At 60.4% G+C, this 2,218-nt stretch carries 2 protein-coding genes and 1 pseudogene; all 3 read right to left on the bottom strand.

Annotation, left to right across the window (positions count from 1 at the left end; all coding sequences use genetic code 11):
* Positions 1-9: 9 nt before the first annotated feature.
* A complete protein-coding gene (tnpC, locus tag DH10_RS23440; protein ID WP_192385393.1) occupies positions 10-1,632 on the bottom strand; it encodes an IS66 family transposase in 1,623 nt (540 codons plus the stop codon).
* Positions 1,633-1,694: 62 nt separating this feature from the next.
* Positions 1,695-2,042, bottom strand: coding sequence for an IS66 family insertion sequence element accessory protein TnpB (gene tnpB / locus DH10_RS23445; RefSeq protein ID WP_023778341.1), 348 nt, complete (start codon positions 2,040-2,042; stop codon positions 1,695-1,697).
* A pseudogene (locus tag DH10_RS36340) lies at positions 2,039-2,218 on the bottom strand (transposase); the annotation flags it as partial. The gene tnpB and the pseudogene DH10_RS36340, both read right to left, overlap by 4 nt.

Raw genomic sequence — 2,218 nt, forward strand, 5'->3', positions numbered from 1 at the left:
CCGTTGCCATCAGGCAGCCTCGGCTGAGATGGCGGTGACAGGTGACCAATTCCAGGGAAGCAGCTCGTCGAGGCGATTGATCTTGTGATCGTGGATGCGGTCGAGCACGTCTGCGAGATATGCCTGCGGATCGATGCCGTTCATCTTGGCCGTCTCGATGATTGTCATGGCGCGAGCCAGGGTCTCCGCGCCGGTGTCGGCGCCGGCAAATAGCCAGTTTTTTCTTCCGATCCCAATCGGGCGCAGGGCTCGCTCGGCGGCATTGTTGTCCATGGCGACGCGGCCGTCTTCGAGGAACAGGCAGAATGATGGCCAGCGGCTCAGGCCATAACGGAAGGCTTTTGCCAAATCGCTCTTGCCCGGAATGCGGGTCAGTTGCGTTTCGATCCAGACACGGAATGCCCCGATCTTTGGTTTGCTATGCTTCTGACGTGCGGCAAGGCGGGCATCGGCAGGCTGACCCGCAATGTCGCGCTCGATGTCATAAAGCGCACCGATACGGTCGAGAGCCTCGCGTGCGATCTCGGATTTGTTCGAGGTCCAGATATCATGGAAGTCGCGTCGCCAATGCGCCCAGCATGCCGCTTCTCGGAAGCGGGATGTTCCACCGGCTCCAGGCTCATAAAGCTTGCCATAGCCTTTGTAGCCGTCAGCTTGGAGGATGCCGCTTGTCTGCCCGAGGTGGCGGAGGACGTGGTCTTCCTTCCAGTCCGGAGCAAAGTAGTAGACCGCGCCAGGCGGAGCGCCGCCCGCCCATGGGCGTTGATCGCGGACATACGTCCAGATCCTGCCTTTCTTTACGCCTTTCCCCAGCCCTTTGTCCTGCATGGAGCGATCCAGCACCCGGATCGGGGTATCGTCGGCATGGAGAAGGTCGCTGGCCATGATCACGGTTCCGATCCGCTCGATCAGGGGCTGAAGCACCTGCATGGCGCGACCGCACCAATCGACCAGCGTGCTGTCGGGGATGTCGGCACCCATGCGGGCGAAGATTTCGTGAAGGCGATACAGTGGCAGGTGATCGTCGAACTTCGAGACCAGGATGTAAGCCAGAAGGCCGGCGCCCGCCATGCTGGCTGGTATCGGACGGCTGGGCGCAGGCAACTGCACCATCTTTTCGCAGCAGCGGCAGGATTTCTTCAACCGGGCGACCTCGATGACCTTCATCTGCGCGGCGATCATGTCGAGGATTTCGCTTACGTCTTCGCCCACAAGACGTAGTTCGCCGCCACAGGCGGGGCAGCAGGCGCCGGGATCGAGTTCCCTGCGCTCGCGAACTGCCTTGTGCGATACGCGCGGACGACGGCGCGTGATCCTTTCAGGCGCGTTCGTCATAGGCGCGACAGACGCTGCCTCGTCGGCCTCATTGATTGGCCCGGCATTGCTCTCCGCCGCGGCGATCAAAAGATCCTCCAGCGCCAGTTCCAGCTGCTGGATTTCCCGCTCGATCTTTTCCGAAGACTTGCCGAAGACCTGTTTCTTCAGCCGGGCAATGCGCAGCCGCAAGGCCTGGATCAACTGGTCATGCGCCTGCAACGTCGCCGACATCTTCGCATTTTCCGCCTGCAAGGCGGCGATCATCGCCTTCAGAAAGGCGGGATCGTCTGGAAGATTTTCGGCGACATTCGACATGCACCTGACTACCATAAGTCAGGGCGAGTAACCATAAAAACCATTAGATTCAGAGAGATAAATCACCCGACACGCGCCGGCGGCGCACCCCAATTGGGGCGTCGCCAGTCAATTCCTTCCCATAACATCGCCATTTGCGCTGACGTCAGCCGGGCCGTCCCGTCGGCCGCCGACGGCCACGGAAAGCGACCTTTCTGCAAGACCTTGTAATAAAGACAGAACCCCTGGCCATCAAAATAAAGTAGCTTCAAACGGTCGCCACGCCTTCCCCGAAAGGCGAAGACCGCGCCTCCCGTCGGCTTCTGGCGCAACACATCCTGCGTCAGTGCAGCCAAACCCTCGATCCCTTTGCGCATGTCCGTGAACCCGCAGGCAAGGTACACCCGAACCCCAGTTCCCGGTCCGATCATGCTGCCTCAACCGCATGGATAAGCCGAGTCAGAGTGGCTGTATCGATCTCTCTGTCAAAGCGCAGGTTCCGCCCACAGCATAGTTGCAATTCGACCAGCGCTGAGAATCTGTCGGTGCCTTTGCCCATACGGGGTTCGCTCTGCGCCACGGGCATGTCCACGGGAAGGAACATGGG

This window comes from Mesorhizobium silamurunense, from assembly GCF_014843825.1.
Taxonomy (GTDB): Bacteria; Pseudomonadota; Alphaproteobacteria; order Rhizobiales; family Rhizobiaceae; genus Mesorhizobium; species Mesorhizobium silamurunense.

Bases quoted from the DNA above. Each gene is read 5' to 3' on its own strand.
- tnpB (WP_023778341.1), bottom strand. From the start codon at position 2,042: ATGATCGGACCGGGAACTGGGGTTCGGGTGTACCTTGCCTGCGGGTTC.
- tnpC (WP_192385393.1), bottom strand. From the start codon at position 1,632: ATGTCGAATGTCGCCGAAAATCTTCCAGACGATCCCGCCTTTCTGAAG.